Origin of the sequence: Aestuariibacter salexigens DSM 15300 (genome assembly GCF_000429145.1) — a bacterium.
In the GTDB taxonomy this organism is placed as follows: domain Bacteria; phylum Pseudomonadota; class Gammaproteobacteria; order Enterobacterales; family Alteromonadaceae; genus Aestuariibacter; species Aestuariibacter salexigens.
In genome coordinates, this window is record NZ_AUBH01000005.1 from 294,714 (window position 1) to 314,444 (window position 19,731).

17 protein-coding genes are annotated in these 19,731 nt (G+C 50.6%); 3 read left to right on the forward strand and 14 right to left on the reverse strand.

Annotated elements, in window-relative coordinates:
• The 12 genes from G441_RS0110230 to G441_RS0110285 form a co-directional block, all read right to left on the reverse strand.
• Window positions 1-663 (reverse strand): MotA/TolQ/ExbB proton channel family protein, encoded by a 663-nt coding sequence (locus G441_RS0110230; protein ID WP_034474810.1) that lies wholly within the window; start codon window positions 661-663, stop codon window positions 1-3.
• A gap of 133 nt (window positions 664-796) precedes the next feature.
• Complete coding sequence (locus tag G441_RS18430; protein WP_034474812.1) at window positions 797-1,099, reverse strand: hypothetical protein; 303 nt, start codon at window positions 1,097-1,099, stop codon at window positions 797-799.
• The gene (locus tag G441_RS19305) at window positions 1,089-1,760 is read right to left on the reverse strand and encodes a tetratricopeptide repeat protein (protein ID WP_156896339.1); all 672 of its coding nucleotides are present in this window, start codon (window positions 1,758-1,760) and stop codon (window positions 1,089-1,091) included. The genes G441_RS18430 and G441_RS19305 overlap by 11 nt, the downstream gene beginning before the upstream one ends.
• Window positions 1,757-4,564, reverse strand: coding sequence for a tetratricopeptide repeat protein (locus tag G441_RS0110245; RefSeq protein ID WP_169726072.1), 2,808 nt, complete (start codon window positions 4,562-4,564; stop codon window positions 1,757-1,759). Before G441_RS0110245 ends, G441_RS19305 begins: the two co-directional genes overlap by 4 nt.
• Before the next feature lie 65 nt (window positions 4,565-4,629).
• Window positions 4,630-6,606, reverse strand: a complete 1,977-nt coding sequence (locus G441_RS0110250; RefSeq protein WP_026376268.1) for a coiled-coil domain-containing protein — start codon at window positions 6,604-6,606, stop codon at window positions 4,630-4,632.
• Window positions 6,603-7,145, reverse strand: coding sequence for a hypothetical protein (locus tag G441_RS18440; protein WP_051275492.1), 543 nt, complete (start codon window positions 7,143-7,145; stop codon window positions 6,603-6,605). The genes G441_RS0110250 and G441_RS18440 overlap by 4 nt, the downstream gene beginning before the upstream one ends.
• Window positions 7,146-7,152: 7 nt before the next feature.
• A complete protein-coding gene (locus G441_RS0110260; RefSeq protein WP_026376269.1) occupies window positions 7,153-8,283 on the reverse strand; it encodes a DUF3570 domain-containing protein in 1,131 nt (376 codons plus the stop codon).
• Window positions 8,270-8,512, reverse strand: coding sequence for a DUF4266 domain-containing protein (locus G441_RS0110265; RefSeq protein WP_026376270.1), 243 nt, complete (start codon window positions 8,510-8,512; stop codon window positions 8,270-8,272). Before G441_RS0110265 ends, G441_RS0110260 begins: the two co-directional genes overlap by 14 nt.
• A gap of 4 nt (window positions 8,513-8,516) precedes the next feature.
• On the reverse strand, window positions 8,517-9,032 hold the full coding sequence (locus tag G441_RS0110270; protein WP_026376271.1) for a TlpA family protein disulfide reductase: 516 nt from the start codon (window positions 9,030-9,032) through the stop codon (window positions 8,517-8,519).
• Window positions 9,033-9,047: 15 nt separating this feature from the next.
• A complete protein-coding gene (locus G441_RS0110275; RefSeq protein WP_026376272.1) occupies window positions 9,048-9,677 on the reverse strand; it encodes an outer membrane beta-barrel domain-containing protein in 630 nt (209 codons plus the stop codon).
• Window positions 9,647-10,303 carry an SH3 domain-containing protein gene (locus G441_RS0110280; RefSeq protein ID WP_240485119.1) on the reverse strand — a complete coding sequence of 219 codons (657 nt, stop codon included), beginning with the start codon at window positions 10,301-10,303 and terminating at the stop codon, window positions 9,647-9,649. The genes G441_RS0110275 and G441_RS0110280 overlap by 31 nt, the downstream gene beginning before the upstream one ends.
• A gap of 83 nt (window positions 10,304-10,386) precedes the next feature.
• Entirely contained in the window at window positions 10,387-13,068 is a 2,682-nt protein-coding gene (locus tag G441_RS0110285) for an HzsA-related protein (RefSeq protein ID WP_169726073.1), read from the reverse strand.
• Window positions 13,069-13,633: 565 nt separating this feature from the next.
• Between G441_RS0110285 and G441_RS0110290 the strand changes: the two genes are divergently transcribed.
• From G441_RS0110290 to G441_RS0110300, 3 genes are read left to right on the forward strand one after another with little or no spacing between them, the layout of a single operon-like run.
• On the forward strand, window positions 13,634-14,776 hold the full coding sequence (locus tag G441_RS0110290; RefSeq protein ID WP_156896345.1) for a hypothetical protein: 1,143 nt from the start codon (window positions 13,634-13,636) through the stop codon (window positions 14,774-14,776).
• Window positions 14,777-17,239: a LamG domain-containing protein gene (locus tag G441_RS0110295; protein WP_051275496.1), complete on the forward strand. Its 2,463-nt coding sequence runs from the start codon at window positions 14,777-14,779 to the stop codon at window positions 17,237-17,239.
• A gap of 25 nt (window positions 17,240-17,264) precedes the next feature.
• Complete coding sequence (locus tag G441_RS0110300; protein WP_026376277.1) at window positions 17,265-18,881, forward strand: hypothetical protein; 1,617 nt, start codon at window positions 17,265-17,267, stop codon at window positions 18,879-18,881.
• A 153-nt stretch (window positions 18,882-19,034) separates the two neighbouring features.
• On the opposite strand, the gene G441_RS0110305 is transcribed toward G441_RS0110300, so the two are convergent.
• Both G441_RS0110305 and G441_RS0110310 read right to left on the reverse strand, forming a co-directional pair.
• On the reverse strand, window positions 19,035-19,244 hold the full coding sequence (locus G441_RS0110305; RefSeq protein ID WP_026376278.1) for a hypothetical protein: 210 nt from the start codon (window positions 19,242-19,244) through the stop codon (window positions 19,035-19,037).
• Between the two features lie 173 nt (window positions 19,245-19,417).
• Window positions 19,418-19,731, reverse strand: a 314-nt coding sequence (locus G441_RS0110310; protein ID WP_026376279.1) for an integrase core domain-containing protein, incomplete at its 5' end; no start/stop codon positions are given.

The window sequence follows — 19,731 nt, forward strand, 5'->3', positions numbered from 1 at the left end:
TTAGTCAGTCGCACGAGTTTGCGGAGACAGACTGTTGCGTGAAATGAGCAGGTTCAGGCATTTGACGCCAGCCATCTCCATGCTGTCGACGATTTCCGTGGTTTTTGTCTGCAGCAGTGAGTGAAAGGCCAGCAATGGAATAGCAGCAATCAGTCCAAATGCCGTGGTATTCATGGCAACCGATATGCTCTGTGACAGCAGGCTGGCTTTCTCAGCAGGGTCGGCATTAGCCACTGCTGAGAACGCAGCAATCAGGCCGATAATGGTACCAAGTAGTCCTAGCAGGGTGGAGATATTTGCCAGTGTGCCCAGATATCCGGTGCGTTTCTCAAGTCGCGGGACGGTTTCCATCAACCCTTCTTCCATCGCGTATTCAATATCTTCCCTGCGCGGACTGACTTTCAGGCGACTTATGCCTGATGCGATGACGCGGCTAATGGGGGCACTGTCTGCTTCTCCCATTTTCACCACATTATCGAAGGCGTTTTTAAGCAACAAGGGTTCGATTTGACTGAACGCTCGCTGATTGGTTCGTTTCGCAAACGACAGGAAGACGAAACGCTCCAGCGCAATGGCAATACCCAGTGCCAGCACAATGGCAATTGGGAACATAAAAGGTCCGCCTTCCTGAAAAAAACGAACAATGATATTGATAACTTCCATACGACCACCTCACTTGATCATCGTAATAGCAGCATTGCTAAGACGGCTTTTATAACGAAAGTAAGTACCAGCATACATTAATAATCACGGCTATTAGGTATGCGCAAATGTGACCTGTCACCCAGTCACATAACTATTTATTGTCCTCGCCAGTGTTGGCTTCTCTGGCATACAGCGCCTGATGACTGCGCAACGCTCTCAAAAAAGCCTGACGCTCCAACATTGCGGCGTTGGTCAGGTCCGTTGACCAAGGTTTTTGTATTTTTATGCTGCGGTGCTCCGGCAGCTGCCATGGAACAATAGACAGCACTTTTGGCTGCTCTTTGTCGGCCCGAATTGTGGCCTCCAAACGCAATATGTTGTCATCACTCTGTTGGGCCAGAGCGGTTGGCAACACTAGCGCGAGAAAAAGTAAGCCAATGAATCTAGTCAGCATGTTTCGCCACCTGTGATAAATCCTCGATTTGCCGGGTTAAATCTGCGATCCAGCCCTTCACTTGGTGCGACGCGTCGCCCCGCCGTGCTAATAGTGTTTGATAAGCATGATAGTCGTTCAGTGCGGCGACCTTATCGCCTATATACAGATCAAAAAGGATGGCTCGGTTTCGGTACGCAGGCGTAAAATCCGGCCACGCCTGTAGCGCCAGGTCATAGTGCTGAAGGGCGTCACCAAATCGCCCCTGCTGACGCAACACACCGGCAAGCCGATTATGCGCATGATAGTTATAGGGTTGACGTTGAATGGCCAAATGATAAAACGAGGCAGCAGCCTGTTGTGCGCTTTCTGTTGAGCTACGTAAATAAACGTCACCGCATAGCACATACCATTGTGATGGCATAACATGGGTCTTGTTTAACGCTACACAGTTTGCAACTGCATCCGCCACGTCATTATTATCCAGGCTGGATTTCACCCGTAAAAAGTGCTGAAGGTCGTTACCACTTATTGGCTGTTTGTGGCGTAAAAACAAATTGATGGAGTCAGCCCTCTGAACAGTTTCAGCAGCGACGTCCGCAGAGTCCTGACTGCCCATCATCTCTGGCGAGCTTGTGCAGCCAGTTAATGCCAGCAAGACGATTATGATTAGTGCTCTCACAGTGACAGCTCCTCATAGATCTCTGATTTCTGATAACGGGCAGGCACCAGCTGTGCAAGTGTATCCAGGCTATGCTGTACCCATTGGTCATACAATCCCTGCCAGCTGCGCTGCGCATTGAGTTCATGTAAATCGATAGCCTGCTCTTCGAAAGGAAAGGCCTGCTCTTCCAGCAACATGTCATATTGACTGAGCTCCAACGCGCTGAGTCCCTGTGGGCGGCTGGAATCCATCAAATCGGTAGCCAGACGACGATAAATTTCGCCCAGCTGAAAGGTTGCCGCACTGGAAAACTCGGCAATACCGTAGTCCACCACCTGCTGGTAGCGCGCAAGCGCGGTCTGCATGGCGCTGCGCTTTTTGCTCAAGCTGCGCTCCAGTGGCAGTGACAAAGTAATGGTGTCGAACTTATGCCGCGCATCGTCTGCGAAGACCAGCGCGGACATGGCAGCCAGATAGCGTGAGCGTTGAGTACGCTGAGCCGCCTGTTTATCAATATCAATCAATTTTTGCAGCCAGAAGCGGCGTTTACTGTCCTCGCCGCTGTGACGATAAAACTCACTCATTCTGAATCGTGCTTCGACCGCGAGATCAAACGGTTGCGGATAGCTGTGTGCATAGTCCCGTAGGGTCAGACGCGCCTTGTCAGTCTCACCACCGCGCTGGAAATACTCTGCTGCCAGATACAGTGCTTCGCGCCCGGTGTCGCTATCAGGTTGTTGTTGCCAACGTTGTAGCAACATATTGGCTGCCGGTAGCCAGCGCCCAGACTGCTCATAGGCAAACAATAGCTTGCCGGGGATGTCACCTGCAGACTCATGTTCCGGGAAGCGTTGTGCGAAATCACTAAGCTGTATAATCGCCTCGGCGTAGTTGCCCACACGCAGTAAATAGGTCGACAGATCAAATTGTGCAGCTGTGCGTACCAGGGTGTCCGGCGTATCGGTCAGGATGCGCTGCAAATGCGCGATGGCAGACGTGAAATCCTCAGTCACGAGGGCTTGCTCTGTCTGTTTGAACATGGTGGCCGCCAGGCGCTCTCGTAGCGCACGACTTTCTTCATCGTCAGCAGATATGGAGGCGAGCAGGGTGCGATAGCCCACTTCCGCTTGTACGTATTGCTCAAGCGCGAACTGACTATGCGATAGCACCAGCTGAGCGCCCCTCTCTTTCAACGCATGTGCAGGATCGTCCTCACCGTCACTGAATTGTGCCAACAGCCACTGTGCCCAGTGGCTGGCGGCGTGATAATCCTGCTCATCGAAGCGTGATTGCATCATGACCTCTGCAACATCCAGCGCGCGCGGGTCCTGATCGAAGGTCTTAACAAATGCCTCGCGTGACAGCTGTCTTTTCTGCAGCCAGTCGGCTGATGGGTTTTTGTCAATCAACGAAGCATAGGTTAACAGTGCATTGAAGGCCGCGTCTGCGGCATCAGCATGTTCTGAATACTGATAAGCAAAGCGCTCATAGGCGGCAATGGCCATTTTGTGTCGACCTGCATCGCGAAGCGCTTCGGCCAGATAAAAGCGCATTTGCACTGCGGTATCATCGTCAAAGGTATCGATGTATTCCTGATACCAGCGGGACGCATTAAGGAATGCCTGCTGCGACTGCTTGCTGATGCGCTTTGTCATATCGGGTCGGGTAGTGTCACTAAGCTGCTGAGCGAGCGTCTGCGCCAGGCTGTGCTCTGACTGCGCCAACTCGGTCAGATAGGTTTGCAAATAGTGGTGCACCTGTTGTCGTCGGGTCGCTTGCCATTTAGAGTAGAAAGCGCCATTCACACCGTAGGTTTCTACAAACCCCTGTTTGGCTGGCAACACCAGGGTTGGAAAATCTCCCAATACATAGGCATCAATATGTTTAATGTAAAATTCAGGGGCTTTGTCGTGCTGAGGCTGCCAGGTGGCAAAACTTAAATAGGTATCAGCACTGTCTTTAAAGCGGCTGTCGTCTAGATACTGCTGGGCGAGCTCATCGAATACCAGATAGACATAGTCTCTGGCACCATACTCACTGTAAAAGTCAATAATGGCCTCGCCGCTGCCCTGATAGGAGAACAGCAGCGCCATAACTCTGAGCGTATCCTGAACCTGCTTTTTGCTGCCCTTGCCCAGTTGCGCGAGCGGACCGTTAATATCATTGAGATTGATCCGTGCCAGGCTGATGTCCAGCATCTGACTGAACGCCTGTAATGATGTTTGATAGGACTGACGTTTCAGCTCACTCCACCCCAGCATGTAAGCAGCGATCGCTCGGTAGTCATGTTGTTTTGAATGCAAAGCGCGCTGATAAGCATCGCTGGCTTGTCTGTAGTCGCCCTGAGCGTAGTAATGTTCACCTATTCTGAAATCGCTTTCCTGCACATATCTGCTGTTGGAAAAGCGCTGTTGCAGCTGTTCAAGTGTGGCGATTGCCTGCTGACCCTGCCCTTGTAAATCATAGGCACGCGAAAGCTGATAGAGCACCTGTTCGTTATCCGGTGCAAGAGGATAGTTTGCTAATAACTGACGGTATTCATCGATCGCCGTCTGATAATAATTGGCGCTCGGTACTGACTCTCCTTGTTCCTGTGCCTGTTCAGCCAGTAACATCTCTAGATCCGCAGCACGGTAAGTCATATCTGCCAGAATGTCTTTATTTTTCACCTGACTGAGCAGCTCACGATACTGGTCACGCACTTGCCGAAGAGACGTCGGAGGTAATACTTCTCGCTCAATCCGGACAGGTGCAAGCGTCAGGTCTTTCAGCCTCTGCGGTTTAGCTTGCTCTGCAATTTCGGCAGATTCTTCGGACGTCAAAATACATCCGCTTAAGTTTACCCATGTCACTGCGAGCACACAGCACATGAGGCTGTGACGGGATCTCATGGCTGACCTCCGGAGTGGGCCAGCAGTGCGCTGTCCTGCATTCTTAACATGGACAGTCGGGTTTGCAGCAACTGTTCGTTTAGTTGTGTGTGACGTGCTGCCAGTGCCTGAGAGACCTGTACCTGAATCGCGTCGGTCAGGCGGGAGGCGAGTGTTATCTGCTGGTCTGTGACCTTGGACAAAGCATGATTTAACGCAAGCAAACGCTGTTTCTGTTGCTGGATGTCATCGCCTTTCTTACGAATGTCTTCAATCCGGGCCAGTTGCTTCTGCGCTTTGTTAATGTGCTGATGAAGCGACGCTACGCCCTTTTTAGCCTGCCACAATCTGTCGGAAAAACGTTCTTGTAGCTGCCAGGCCAACACCCCCTGAATGCGGTTAAACCGGTCACTGTAGGCCTGCTTATTGTGCTCATCTAATCGCTCAATAATGCGCTCGGCACGGGTGAGCCGTTCAAGCTGAGCCTTTTCATCCGCGCTGGCAAAGTGGGCGCCGTCAAACTGACGCTCCGCCGTAACTATCCCTTGCGACAGACTGGCGACCTGTTTCTGCAAATTGGTCAGCTTTGCTGCAGGTTGCTCAGCGTCTATTGCGTCCAGGCGCCGGCGACGCTCAATGCTGCGCTCACTCAACAACTGTTGCATCGCTTCTGCGCGCTTTTTATACTCGTTAAGCAAGTGTGTTTGCTGCTGAAGCCGCGACATTTGCTCAAGTTGGTCACCCACCTCACCCGCTAGCAGCCCACTCAATACATCGCGATGCTGTGCCGGCCATAGTGTCTGAAGTTGATTATCATTTTGCAGACTAAGTGCCGCCGCCAGTTGCTCATAATATCCTTCATTATCGATAGAAAGAGCGAGCCCTGATGCTGCCAGCAATGCCTGTTCCAATGTGCTTACGGTAACTTCAAGTTGCGCAAATGCCTGGCGTTGAGCTCCACGCTGTTCGAAGCCCCATGCAAGTGCGTGACTGGCCTGTATGGCGTAGACAGATTCATAGCGGCGCGACAAGTACTGCCATACTGACATGGCATCATCCAGGCGTTGATGATTGGCCAGCGTCCAGCCGTAGCTGAGCAAAGCCTGCTCAGACTCCATACTCTCTTGACGCACAGAGGTAAAGGCAGTCAATGCCTCGCTAACCAGCCCCTGGGCGGCGAAAACCTGTCCGCGAAGTAGCTGTATTCTGTCTAGTAACGCCTGCGTTTCAATATCGACACGTGACGTTTCGCGAGCATCGGCAAACCAGTCAAACCAGCCGCCTTGCTCGGATGTGGAGAGAGAGCTTTGTGCGCGAGTCAGTGCCTGAAGGCCTTCCTGCCATTGAGATTGAGTCAATAATTGCGCAGCCTGATTGAACTGCAGATAACTACGGAAGCGACTTTGCTCTGGCAACAGCGAAAACGCTGTGTGCCAGTCAGGGTTGTTATTCATCTGCATGACGAAACTTTGCTGATACAGCCATTGCTGTCGCTGATCTGGTGACAAATAGGTTTGCATCAGGGGCCAGTCGGCGGACGCCGCGATTTGACTGCTCAGTGCATAATGTTGCTGCGAGAATGCCAGATAGGCCGTCCAGTAAGTGGCCTTTGCTACTAGCTCAGGATCGTGCAGTGAGTCTTTTACTTGTGAAAAAATCTGCGCGGCCTGACCGGGCATACCGGCGTGAATGCTTGCTGCGCCCTTTATCAGGGAAATATGTTGGGTATTTTCAAGCGCAACGCCTTGCTGTTCGGCCACAGCAATCTGTTGCAGCGTCGCTAATGCATCCTGCTGAAAATAGTTGTACAGGATCTGGCCACACTGCAAACGTTGTCTGTTATCCTGTGTCGCAGAAGTCAGCTCCTGTGCCTGTGCAAATGCCAACGTCATCTCGTGATAAACGAGATATGCCGCTATCAATAGCAGGACCACCATACGCACAAGTCGACTCGTGCGAATTTTTTTGTTGCGGCGATACTCCAGCTTTTTCATAGCTCAACAAATCGAAACTCGGGTTGCTCTGAGCGGCTGTCATCAAGAATTTGCAGTTCTACCGCTTTGGCGTCACTGTCTTTATTAAAGGTGACCGACACTGCCCGCTTGTACTCGCGGTTCTCAGGTCCAATACCAACCATAAAGGCACTGAGTTGATGCTCACCCTGATTGATATTGCCGATGTAAAGGCGCTGAACACCGCCGCGGGCAAGCGCATCTACCTGTCTTTCTGTATATAGATAGTGCGTGACCTGCTCGTCATTAATTTTCAGCTCTACCGCATCAAGTCTGAACAGTTGTCCCGCATCTACCGATAAATAGACAGCCAGTTGGGTGCTGGAAGGGAACAACAGATCTTCTTCCAGAATGAATAAATCGCGATTGAGCTCAATCAGTTGCTGCTGCAGTGATTCCACGTCATCAGCCAGGGTGGCAGCCTTTGTATTCTTTACCACCGGCGCAAGTTCAATATCCTGCGCAGACAAAACCCCATGCAAAGCCAAAAATAATAGTGTTGTTATCAAAACACGCATCATGCTCTCCTTAATACCAAACTGACACAAAGGCCCGGATCACATTGGCGTTGAAACCAAACAGTGGCTCCTCACCAACTGGCGCGTTGGCGGTGACATCGCGGAAATTGTCATATTCAAAGCGCATATGGTCCCATTCCAGGTGTACGCTGCTCTTTTTCACCAGTGCATCAGGAGAAAATTGCCACTCGTAGGCTAGGCTTAATCCCGCGGTCAGCCCGGAAAAACTGCTCAGCTCTTTATCACGAGCCATAAAATTGAACTCGTTCTCACGGGTGAACAGATCCTGATAAAAATCGGCTTTTTCCTGACTGTAGTGACGCACAAAGCCCTCCAATACCCAGTCATCACCAAAGGTATGGATATAGCCAAGCTTGATATTCATTGCGTCTATGCCCCAGGTATCCGTGTACCAACGCCCTTCTGCGTAGAGTGCAGCACGATAGGGCAGGTAGTAGTGGGCATTCAGCGACACGGCATTGCTGGTGCGGGTATCCGGATATTTTTCAGTCACAAAGCGAAAGCCCCGTTCGCTATTGGCGTCTAAAAAGCGGATTGAACGATACGGGTTATTCAGATATCCCTGATCGGAAATATTCTCCACGCTGAATCCCAGAATGAGGTTCTTGGTGGCGACCTGAGTGATACCCAGACCGAACTTTTGTCTGTCAGCCTGCTCTGCGAAATCCGGATCGCCGGTTTTGCCGACTTCATCCCAGCCCTTGGCATAACTCAACGATAAGGTGGTCAGGTCACCGAAGAAATCCTGACTGACGCCGACATACACCGAGTTGGCTTCAAAATCATTCTCAGAGCTGTTGGTGTAACTGACGCTCATCAGGGTTTTGTTATGTAAAAAATCAGCACCCAGCGTGGTTTCTTTGCGCTCCTCCTGATAAGGGCTGGCGGTCGCCCGCACGTCAATAGACGCCCCAGACACCGTATCTACATAATAATTGGCGGACAGCGAGACTTTGTTATGAACCTTCTTGCGCAGCAGAATGGATGGGCCGTCAATGCTAACGCCGTCACCTTCATAGCGGTGGTACATCACATCGGAGCGATCCTGTGGTAATACTGCCGCCCCCCCTGAGTGACAGATCAACAGTGCTATCAGGATTACACGCTTAGTTACAGCCACAGCCGCCTCCCGCCGCACCATCGGCACCGCGTGCGCCCTCACGAGACTCAAATACATGTTTGATGTATGCCAGAGCAATCGGATTGCGGCTCATGCTCATGATGGGATCGGCCAGATTGCTGCGCTCATAGGGTTTTACCCATGGCTCCAGTTCCCACTGTGTGGATGCGCAGCCGCTGAGTCCTAGCGCACAGGTAATGATAAACAGTTGAGTTAACCGGCGACGCATGATGTTACTCCCGCATCAGCAGTTTGATGGCTTTCTCGTACTTGCGCTCGTCACCGGATTGATAGCCTTTGTGGGTCATGCGCGCCATGCCGTCCCGGTCGATGATGACCGTAGTCGGCATTGCCGATACGTCATACATCTGGCTGACATCACCCTGGGGGTCAAACAGCACCGGAAATGACACATCAATGTCATTCAGCAGCACATTCGCCTTGCTCGGATCGTCGTCAACATTGACGGCAAATACGGTGAAGCCGAGCTTTTCATACTCTTTCTGAAGCGCTTCCATATGAGGCAGTTCTTCTCGACAGGGACCACACCACGAGGCCCAGAAATTGACCAGCACGATATTGCCGCGCTGTTCGGCCAGGCGCATATTGCTGCCTTCACGACTTTTTAGCGTAAAGTCAGGGGCTTGCACTGCGGTTACCGCCGCACTTGTGGTGGTTGCCGTAAAAACGGTGAGGACCACGACCAACATGGCCAGGAAAGAAAAGTCGTTGTGTAATTTTGGCTTCATGGCTGACTCCTGAATTTAGAAGAAAAAGGTTGCACTTACCGAGTAGGCAAGATTGTGTGTTGCCTTCTCTTCGCCAATTAAATCGCTGTTGAAAATGTGATCCCGCACATCCAGACGAAGCGCAAAGTAGTCCGTCAGCAGCAGTCGATACCCGCCGCCAACGCTGATAGTAAAGCGATCGTCTCCACCGAATTCGGTACTACCACCACCAACAAGCAGGTAAAAATCGCTGTTGAGCACCAACGAGTCCGTCACGAACACTTCACCGTTAATGTTGTAGCCAACGGACAGGTCATAGTAGGTGTAATCCCGCTCTTCATCGGTCAAAAAGGGTGCGCCGCCTGACAGCACTTCAAAGCTGGTCTGCCCAGCAGTGGCAAAGCCTGCGCTTGCTTCAACAAAAAGATTTTCACTGATGTGATAGGCCAATCGTGCCCCGACCACAGTGTCCTGCTCGAAATCTTCAATGCTGACGACGCCCACAAATGCCCCAATCTCAAAGTTCTCGCTATCGATGTCGGCTTCATTGAATTCGCGGCGCTCAACCTCTGGTTCATAAATTGATTGCTGCGCTTGTGCTGCTGGGCTGCCGAGTGAAATCATGGCCAGTGCACTTAAAAAAATACGGCGAAACCAAGTTTCCATGATTCCAACTCCTCTTGCTCATCACGCTCAATCAGTGCCAACAATCGTTGGTACTCCAGCCGAACGACATAATTTTTGGCCAGGTAGTAACGAAACCCGACCCCCGCTTCCAGTAAGTCGTTTGTGCGACTTTCACTACCGCTTTGCACCAGATTTGCCCGAGGCGTGGTGCGGATCTGACCTACGCCTAGCGTGACGTAGGGGCTAAACCGCCACTCGGGAAAAGTAAAATGATGCAGGCGCACACTGGCTAACTGATTCTCTGAAAAACTGCCTAATGCCTGGGTGTAAGCGATTTCTGTGACAATGTTCTCTGTCACAACCCAGGCAGCGGAAACAGACAGCGCAGTGGTGTTTTCAAGCACGCCTGCATATAACCCGAACTCCCAATCGCGTTGCCGGGACTGTTCAAATGAAGGCTGTGTCAGAGTGATTTGTTCGCCGTCTTCAGCAAAAGTACGCGTCAAAGAGCGGGCCGATATCCAACCGCTCTTGCCCGATTCGGTTGCGACTTTGTACCAACCGGTGCGCTCCTTTAGCACACTTATCCACTCGCCTTTTTCTACGACGTGGAAGCGCGGGTATTCACTGGCAGGCCCGGTGTGCATATCTGCGTAGCTATCCATTACTTGTACGCGAACGCCTTCAGCCCTCGCCGGGGAGCATGTGAGGCAAAACAGCATCATCAGAAGCAGAGCGGCTGACGTCTTCATTGCGCTGCCACCGAATCAAAGGGGTTGTTGTAATACTGACCGCCAATATCCAGCCACTCGGCGAACAGTTTGCGCTCAACGGGCGACAGCCAGTCAGCATGGATTGCACCTGATAAGAAAACGTTAAAGAAGCGCTGACTGCTTCGTGATCCGTTCGGATTCATCGAATTGCCCACTCTGACCGTGGTCATTACAGGAATAGGGTTACCCTCTGCATCGAGAATGAGTTCTCCGTCTTCATCGGTTTCAAATACGGGATTGCCGTCTTGATCCACAACCGGAATGAGACGGTCAATAAGCACACCGTCGATCACTTCCTGCTCGTTATCGGCAAACATCAGTTCCCGATAGGCAGTGAGAATATCGGGGTTATCGCTCGAAGGTGTACCTGTCAGATCTAACTGACCGGCAGGTACCTGAGCACCACCCAACTCGTCTTGCGGGGCATGGCAGGTGACACACGTCCGGTCTTCGATTAGATTGTTCTCGGCATCTCGCAGCTCACGGTTGTGTTCAAACAGGGGCTGAATATGCTGAGGAAAGTTCACCACGATGCGACATAGCGCCGTCCAGTTTTGTGCACAGTTTTGTGAGACAGGCAGCGGCGTAGCAAGGTCTTGATAGGCGATCGCAAAAGATGGCGCAGGTTCAGTGATCTCAGGGTCGCTCCAGATATCAATAAACGTAATATCTTGCGAGGGATACGGCGCACCATTCAGGCGCGCGGCGACCTGGGCCATGGTTTCCCCCACATCCGCAAACAATGATGGATTGGTGTTAGGAAAAGGGATGCCGCTTGCCGGCGCACCATGGTTAACCGATTCAGATTCAGCATCCAGTCGACCGTGAGGCACCGTACTGTTTGGTGTATGACAACCGTTACAGGTTTTCACTTCACCCGCAGCCACCTGAATCCAATTGTTATGGCGCGGCGAAATGCGCTTGCCGTCAGCGTCAAGAATGCTTATCGCCAGAGGTATATTAGCCGGTACCTGGAACAGCGCAGAGCCATCGGGCTCTATCGGCACATAACCGACTATTTCCCGCATCAGGTTAGCCCGTGAACGGCCAAAAGCAGACCGTTCAAAATCGAGCACCTCATCATCCGGAATGGATACGGCCTTGCTGATACGCAAAAAGCGTGCGGGGCGCTGAGCCACACTCACCAGAGTCGGGTCTGCCATCGCAGGCAGACCAGCAGGACTGGTATCCTCACCACCGATATCGTACACACTGCGAATATGCAGCAAGCCAAGGTTAGCGTCTTGCAGTTCAATCACTTGTTCTGGCTGAGGGGCATTGGCAGGATAGGGACGTGATTCCATCGCGACTACCTCAGTAATGGCAATCCCTTCCTGTGCGACGGTCAGAGGCAGCTGAGTGTTTTCAACAGGATCGTACATCCACAACCCATACAGCGGGGCTGCTGGAGCGATATCCTCACGCGTTAATACTTCGTCTGTACAGGGCAATATGCGCGCCTGCTGCTCACTTTCTTCAGACAATACTTCGCGCACACGACACTGACTCCAGCTGAACAGCTGGCGACCACTTCCATCCCAAAGAGGGTAAAGGGATGCGAAGTAGCCGCCTGCTGAAAACTCAGACGTGGCGTCGATATTGTCGAAAAGAGCAGGAAGCTGTGCCTGACCGGAGCCGCCCGGATTTGAGGCGATAGGAACGTTGATATCAGTAAAGCCGGCGGTATCGAGAATGGCATAATCGCCACCAAAACGTTGTGGCATGAACTCGCGCAAGGCAACCAGAATGTTCTCATCCGGCGTCTCACGACTTTCGATGAAGTGAATATTCTGGCCATTTTGCTGGTGACTGTGACGACCGAATAACAGCTCTACATCACTGCCATCAGGGTTCATCGTGTACAGATGGATCCCTTTGTTACCACCAGCCTGATCCCAACGGCTGAACAATACCTTACCATTGCTGAGCACGACCGGATCAAGGTCGTGACTTTGATTGAACGACACCTGCTCAATGCCAGTGCCGTCACTGTTCATCACATGTAAGACTGAAGCTTCGGTCCGCAGACTCTCTTCCAAACCGGAATACTGAGGCTTGCCCTCATCAAGTAAACGCGCCTGATTACCACGCTGGCGGGTTGAACTAAACAGGATCCTACCATCTCGCAGATAGACCGGACCGGTATCCTGCCCCGCTTCAGCGACCAGATCTGAGCCAATAACCCGACGCAGCGTATCGGAAGGCAAATCATACTCCCAGATATTCCAGGTTGGCTCTTGGTCCTGGCCATCTTCTTCTGGCGCCCGCATGGCAAACAGCAATTTGCTACCATCATAAGAGGTTTCTAAATCCCTTACGTCGTAAATCGGCGCGTTTTCTGTTTCCTCCTCGGTGACAAAGGCTCTGTCTGTCACATTTGTTTCAAGCGCGCTGGCACTGGCCCGTGCTTTCACAACCAGTGTAGCGCCGGGAGTAAACTGTGTAGGGTCGCGCAGGTCCCGAGGTATCAGCGGTGATATATCTTCATCCACAGTACGCTTGATATACGCAATGGGGATGTCGACTACGACAGGATCCGGTTCCTGCTGCTCCTGCTCCACAACGCTACCACCACATCCTCCTAACACCATTGTCAACGCTATCACGCTGGATAAGCGTGTCGCTGACATCGAGTTAAGTTGATTACGTACTGGCATCGTTGTGTCCGGTTATGTTCGTGTCAGTCAACATCAGGCTGATGGAGACTTCGGTCTTTTTTCAGCTTTTCACCAGTTTGAAAAACGAGCAATAACGGGATCTATATTCAGGAATATTTTTTAATACCAGAAAAGAACCTTCCGGAAAAGGCACATGTAAAAACATTTAACTTCATGAATGTAAAGAAAAAAGCAGCGTGAACTTTACTAAGAACACAATTGCAAATGCTTTGTAACCTTATGTATTTGTTAGTTTTTAGTACTTATGATCTATTTAAATTAACTAATAAAATTATTTGAATCAGAAAAAATGCGGAGAAAATAACTCCAAGCGGGCAATTTTAGAATTATGTCGATTTATTATTCTTTGTTATGAAATAAAAGACCTATCAGGTCACAAAATTAGGTAAAAATATAGCCACTGGTGTTCTGCAAATGCAGAGCGAATCTGTCAATACAAAGAGGGTAATTTGATGGAGTTAATGCTGTGGTTACATTACCCTTTTTGCGCATTCTTCCCAGTCTGGTATTAGTCGCCAGTCTCAGCCTGTCTGGCACCCACGTTATGGCTGGAGACCGGGAGCAAGCAAAGCGTATTCATGACCGTATTGCAGGTGTACCGCCGAGTGCTGACATGCTCGATAGCATGCAGGGTCTCGTTGCACAGGGTCGAGCATACGATGCGGCAATGCTGGCAATGCAGCACCCGGATTTCTATCGCACCACCTTGAAAAACTGGGCGACGCCATGGACGAACGAAGAGTTCGATATCTATGCGCCGCTCAATGATTATTCAGCCACCGTCATTGGCATGGTACGTGATGACATTGATTTTCGCCTGCTGTTAAGCGGCGATATATTGTATGTTGGAGACAGTGCATTAGGGGTACCCGCATACAACATTTCTGATAACCGGCATTACGAAGCACTGGACGAGCAACACGTTGACTTGGCGCGTTTTCTGGTGGCGACAACGCAATCCAGCGTCATGGGTCTACCTGTTGAGGCAACCGCTGGTGTGATGACCTCGCGCGCTGCTGCCAAGGCGTTTTTCAAAGACGGGACAAACCGCGCCATGTTCAGGTTCACCCTAATCAATCACATGTGTACCGACCTGGAGGGACTGAAAGATACCAGTCTCCCACCCGACCGTATTCGTCAGGATCTGAGTCGCAGCCCCGGCGGAGACAGTCGGATTTTCATTAATTCCTGCGTGGGCTGTCACTCGGGTATGGACCCGCTCGCTCAGGCATTTGCCTATTACAACTATTCATATGACGAGCAATCAGATCCTGAGGGTCTGAATGGAAGACTGACCTATAACCAGCAAGGTCAGCTCGATCCGGTAACGGGACTCCGTGTGCAGGAGAAATATTGGATCAATGCGAACAACTTTCCGTTTGGCTATGTGACGTTGGATGACCGCTGGGATAACTACTGGCGAGAAGGTATCAACCAGCTACTCGGCTGGTCCGAATCCCTTCGTGGCTCTGGCAACGGCGCAAAATCGATGGGACAGGAGCTCGCTCACAGTGAGACATTCGCGCACTGCCAGGTTGAAAAAGTGTTTGAGGCAGTATGTTTACGTCCTGCCCAGGACAGTGCCGATCGTCAGGCCCTGAATGCGATGACAGACAGCTTCAAAGCCAGTGGTTATCAGGTAAAAGATATTTTTGCCAATGCAGCTGACTACTGTAAGGGGGAATAAATGATGTTTTACAGAAATCCGTTGAAATGCCTTTCCCCTGCGGCCCTGTTTATCCTGTTTAGCTGCGGTGGCAGTCAGACAGAAGTGAAAGAAACCCCGTTGCCACCACCGGCAAATCAGGTCGTATCGAATTATAGTGGTCCGCCACCGGCCACCGATGACGTGCAAAACTTTAAGTTATCACTATGGGATAACGTGGCGACTACCGATCGCTGTGGCGCCTGTCATGTGCAAGGCGAACAAGCGCCGTTTTTTGCGCGCAATGACGATATCAACGAAGCCTACTCTGCAGCCAACGGGCTAGTTAATTTTGATTCGGTACAAGACTCACTACTGGTCAGCAAAGTAGCCAATGGACATAATTGCTGGTTGACCAGTGATACAGCCTGCGCTGATATTATGACCACCTGGATAAGCAACTGGGCAAGTGATCAACAGGCTGTTGCAACAAGCATTCAATTGCAAGCACCGCCAATAAAAACGCCAGGCGCAAATAAAAATTTCCCGGCTGAGCCAGATTTGTTCGCAAACACGGTTTACCCCCTGCTTGAACAGTTCTGTGCTGACTGCCACAGCAACTCATCCAGCATACCTATCTCACCTTATTTTGGTTCAAGCGATGTCATGGAAGCATATGAGGCCGCCAAAGCCAGGCTGAATCTGGATAACCCTGCCGAATCACGCATTGTTGGCAGGGTACGTGATGAGTTTCACAACTGCTGGTCTGACTGTGACAGCGATGCGCAGGCGCTGATCAATGCAATACAGGCGATGGCAGATGACATTGAAGTCACGCAACTGCCCGACACATTTATCAACTCGTCGGCACTCACATTGTTTGATGGCACATTGGCCAGCGGCGGAGGCAGATTTGAATCTAACCTGATTGCCAAATGGGAGTTCAAAACTGGTAGCGGGAATATTGCTTTTGACACCAGCGGCATCGAGCCTGCGTTAGATCTGACGTTAAGTGGCGAATATAGCTGGGTCGGCGGTTGGGGCATTCAACTCGGCAATGGTAAAGCACAAGGCGCGACCCGTGACAGCAAAAAGTTACGGGATCTGATTGTCGCGACCGGCGAGTTCGCCATTGAGGCCTGGATCGCTCCGGCAAATGTCACGCAAGAGGGGCCGGCACGTATTGTCAGCTACTCTGGAGGTCGTGACAGGCGAAACTTTACGCTGGGTCAGACGTTATATAACTATGACGCACTATTGCGTAATGACAATACAGACAGTAATGGCTTGCCGGCATTGTCTACGGCTGATGCGGATGAAGATCTACAGGCTGCTCTGCAACACGTTGTATTCAATTATGATCAAATCAATGGCCGCAGAATTTACGTTAACGGTCAGTTTACGGGAGATGTAGACACAGCAGAGCCTGCCGGAATGGCAGATTGGGATGAAACCTTTGCATTAGTGCTGGGCAATGAAGCATCGGGTGACATGCCCTGGGCAGGCACTATCAGAATGGTGGCTATCCATAACCGCACGCTGGATGACGCGCAAATTGCCAGGAACTTTGATGTCGGAATCGGTCAGAAATTTTTTCTGCTGTTTAATATCAGCGAGCAAATAGATCTGCCAGATAGCTATATCGTATTTGAGGCCAGTCAGTTTGATAGCTATAGCTACCTGTTTACTGAGCCATTTTTTATCAATCTGGCGGGTACACCTCCCCCACAGGATTTGTCATTGCAGGGCATGCGGCTAGGCATCAACGGTAGAGAGTCTTCATTTGGGCAGGTATTTGCCACGCTGGATACGCGGTTGAGCGCAGATAATTATGATGCAGAAACAGGCCAGATATTATCGTCTCAGGGAACCATCATTGCGGTAGATAAAGGCCCACAGCAAGATGAATTTTTTCTGACCTTTGATCGCTTGGGTCAAAAGGAATATGTACGCATCAAGGCGTCCCCCCCTGCACCTGCAGCACCAGTGGACTTATCGCCACAGGCTCAAGTAGGTGTGCGAGATTTTGCCGAAATTAACGCCAGCATGGCCAGTCTGACCACCGTGCCGCTGACCAACAGCAGCGTCAACGACACCTACCGTGCGCTGAGTCAGCAGCTACCGTCTGTGACCAACCTGGACGGTTACCTGGCTTCACATCAAATGGCAGTCACCCAGCTCAGTATTAAATACTGTGATCAGCTGGTTGAATCTGAGGCGTTAAGAGCCAGCTTTTTCCCTGACTTTGACTTTGCTCAACCTGCAGATCGGGCCTTTGATGGCGCAGCACGAGAAGCCGTAATTATGCCAATTATCGAACGCATTATAGGCAATGATATAGCTGATCAGCCTGACCTCACTGACATAACGTCTGAACTCGACCAGCTTATTGAACGATTAACGCAGTGTGATGCGTCACGACAATGCGACACCTCCTATACCAGTACGGTAGTAAAAGCAAGCTGCGCGGCGGTGTTGGGCAGTGCCGCTATGTTACTGCAATAGCCATGCTGAGATTAGGGAGACAACTATGACCCGCAAATTCTTTACCAAACTCACTCAGCGTGCTGAGCTCAACCCAGACGCACCAATGTTTCACGACGACCATGCCAAACCGATGACTCGTCGCGATTTTATTGCGCAAAGTTTTTGCGCAGGTGCTGCCACACTGACCAGTGGCTCGATATTCAGCTTATTCGCCAACCCCGGCCGTGCGCATGCTACCTTATCCGCCGACCTTGAAGCATTAAAGGCAAGCTGTGGAATAGCCACACAGGGTGCCGGACGGATCCCGTTTATCGTATTTGACCTGGCAGGGGGAGCCAACATCGCAGGCTCCAATGTGTTAGTTGGCGGGCGTGGCGGACAGCTGGATTTCCTGTCTACAGCCGGCTACGGCAGGCAAGGACTGCCGGGCGATATGGTCCCAGGCCTGACCAACCCTGACACTGGATTATCGGAGTTTATCAACAACGAGCTGGGTCTCGCATTTCACTCCGACAGCGCGTTTTTGCGTGGCATGTTGGATAAGATTGCGGTGGGTAATCGAGCCAATATCAATGGCGCCGTTATTCCAGCTCGCTCCGAAAATGATACAGGTAATAATCCACATAACCCTATGTATGGCGTGAATAAGGTTGGTGCAGACGGCTCGCTTCTGACATTGATTGGGTCAAGAAACAGTGATTCGGGGGGCAATTCAATGGCCCCTGCCAATATGATTGATCCTGCTAAACGACCTACCAAAGTGGACCGTCCATCCGATGTGACCGGGCTGGTTGATACCGGTGACTTGGTTGGCCTGCTCAGCCAACAGGATTCTGTCGCCGTGATGGAATCCATTCAGCGCATCAGTGATATGAAGTTGGCGAGGACCGACACTGGCATCAGTTCCGACGAAGTACTTAAGAATATGGTGCGCTGTGGCTATGTCAAAAGTGCAGACATTACCGACCGATTTGGCGATCCGAGTACCCTAAATCCCGCACTTGATCCTGTCATTGTCGGCGACAACGGCATTTTTTCTCAACAAGAGTTCGATAGTGATGGCGAATTCAGAAAAACCGCCTCAGTGATGAAACTCGTGATAAACGGATTTGCCGGTGCCGGCACCATTACAATGGGCGGTTACGATTATCATAATGGCACGCGCGCAACCGGAGAGGTGCGGGATATGCGAGCAGGTCGCTGTATGGGCGCATGCCTGGAATATGCCGCACGTGTGGGGCTGCCGCTGATGATGTATGTCTGTAGTGATGGATCTGTTTTCAGCAATGGCATGATAGATGACTCCCCACAAGGTCGTGGTAAAGGTGTGTGGACCGGAGATAATTCATCTACAGCAGCCAGCTTTTTTATGGTCTATAACCCTGGCGGCGCCCCACAGCTGTTAGGCGCAACCGCAGATGAAATGGCACGTCATCAGCAAATTGGATATATGCGCAGCGACGGGTCCGTTGAGACAGCATCAACCCCAGCGGCCAATAACGTTAACCTGCTGGTGGAGACCGTCGTGCTGAATTACCTGGCACTACATGGCGAACAGGGGCAGTTTACCAATTATTTCCCAAATCATGGGCTCGGCAATTCAGCATTAATGGACAGCCTGACCGCGTTTGAGCCAATTGTGAATGGCAGGCTTGTATAGTTTGTTCCCCTCTATTGTTTACGCCTTTAGTAAATCGCAAAAATCAAACGAAGTTTTAATTACTCCCACTGACTAAAGTCAGTGGGAGAAGCTTAGCAAAGTGAAAATTTTTAACTCCTAACTGGAAGTAATATTTAAGTCTGATTAAGAATTCTATGGTTTAATATGTCCAGGCTTCTTTGGATATGTTGGGCTGATGGGATTTACTTCGTTTTCCCACTCTGCATCTTTGAAAGTGTCGACAGAATAACTGCTCCCCCCGACAACCTTATCTAAATCGTTTTGATTCAACTCGATTAACTTTGATCCTGCATGCTCTTCTTTTTTTATAAGTTGCGCTTTCTTAATAAGTTGTCTATTCATAATTTAATCCTCAAATTTACAATTTCACCTGAATTTCGGCGAGTTGTATCTTAAAGGTTATGAAATTTGGTCTTTTGTAGCATGTGAATTTGAGCCAATAGCAACGAAAAATGGGACACATTATCCAAGGTAGGAGCGATGACTAGTCCTAAAATAAATTGACACTTTTTAGGTTACGTAAACGCCCGGTGTACTTCATCGGGCGTTTTGTATTTTAAGGCCATATGTGGCCTTTGCTCATTATAGAGCGCTACTGACTCTGCCACCATTTTCTTTGCTTCTTCCAGATCCCTTGGCTTCGTTACTAGGTATTCCATTTTGAGTATTCCGTTTATTCGCTCGGCTAATGCGTTCTGATAACAATCATATCCGTCAGTCATAGAACATATGATTCCATGTTTAATGTGCAGTCGCTGATACTCTTTGGAGCAGTATTGTGCTCCTCTATCTGAGTGGTGAATGAGCTTCCTTTGAGTACATCGGCTCC